This is a genomic window from Kitasatospora sp. NPDC057198 (assembly GCF_042670125.1).
Taxonomy (GTDB): domain Bacteria; phylum Actinomycetota; class Actinomycetes; order Streptomycetales; family Streptomycetaceae; genus Kitasatospora.
On the sequence record NZ_JBHUWH010000867.1, the window covers coordinates 1 to 1,365 of the forward strand.

General features: G+C 74.3%; 1 protein-coding gene and 1 pseudogene. Both read left to right on the forward strand.

Annotated elements, in window-relative coordinates:
* Positions 1 to 153 precede the first annotated feature (153 nt).
* A complete protein-coding gene (locus ACFUEL_RS39730; protein ID WP_380243102.1) occupies positions 154 to 636 on the forward strand; it encodes a hypothetical protein in 483 nt (160 codons plus the stop codon).
* Positions 637 to 643: 7 nt separating this feature from the next.
* Positions 644 to 1,365 (forward strand): annotated as a pseudogene (locus ACFUEL_RS39735) (RNA-binding protein); the annotation flags it as partial.

Sequence of the window (1,365 nt, forward strand, 5' to 3'; positions counted from 1 at the left end):
GGGCTGGGACGCCCTGATCGAGTTCGGCGACCACCGGCTGAGCGTCTTTCCCACCACGTACCACACTCCGGACAGCGGTCCCGACTGGGTGCTGCGGCTGCCCTCCCGCCGCCAGTTGGGGGTCGGCCCCGGCGCCCGCTGGGAAGCGCGCGGATGAGCACCGTCACCCTCGACCAGGCGCGCCGGCGGATCGCCCCGCTGCTCGGCCTGCCCGCCTGGCGGGTCGAACACGGCTGGGGCAGCTTCGTCGACATGGAGTTCGGCGACCCGCTGCCGCCCGACGGGCGCGGCAAGGTGTACGGCCGCTGGCACCTGTGGGTGATGATGGCGGCCTGGCGGCTGGAGGACGCCGACCGCGTCCTGGCCGGCAGCGAGGACCACGGCCTCCAGGAGTCCCTGGACTACCTGGAGGGCCGCCCGCTCACCGAGGTGCTGATCGATCCCGGTACGCTCGCCACCGTCTTCGACTTCGACGGCCTGCGGCTGCGCACCTTCCCCCTCTACCGCACCGACCCGGACGAGGGCGAGTACGACCACTGGCTGCTCTGGCTGGACGGCTCGGGGGACGTCCTGGTCGCCGACTCCCGCCTGCGGATCGTCCGGGGTGACGAGCCCGAGAACCCCGAGGAGCGCTGACCACCCGATGCTGCCGTACGTGTACCGCGTCACCAAGTACGACCCCGCCGACCGCGACGGGCGCGGCCGCTACACCGGCGCCGAGGACACCGACAGCGACCACGGCCCGGTCGAGGCCGCGTACGTCGCCGCCGTCGCCGCGTTCGCGGCGGACTCCGGCGCGACGGAGCTGGAAATCCGGGAACCGGAACTGGTGCACCTCGGAGAACCGGAGGACGCCGAGTTGGACGCGCTGCTGCCCGGCGGCCGGGAGGGTCTGCACGACGGGCTGCGGGTGGACGTGCCCACCGTGCGGGAGCTCGTGCGGGTGATGCTGCGCGGCAGCGGGTTCTGGTGCCGGCTGGAGGCCGAGGGCCGGTTCGCCGTGCACCTCGGGTGGGACCTGTACATGTACGTCGGCAGCCACCTGCCGTGCGAGCGGGCCGTCGCCGCCACCGACGCCTCCGGCCTGTTCGCCGAGCGGATCGGCGCCTCCCCGTACGAACCCGAACCCGAGCCGCGCGAGGTCGAACAGCGGGCTGCCGACGGGGAGTTCTGGGAGCGGTTGCGCCGGTGCGTGGAGCTGGGCGAGGCCGCGCTGCTGGAGGAGGGGCACGTCTTCAACACCGCCCGCTGGCACCGGCTCACCCCCGCGAACCTCGACGCCGTCCGGGCCCGCCTCGCCCCGCGCGCCCGGCTCTCGGTGTGGCCCGACGTCCTCGCGGACGTCGGTGCGGTGGCCGCGCGGCT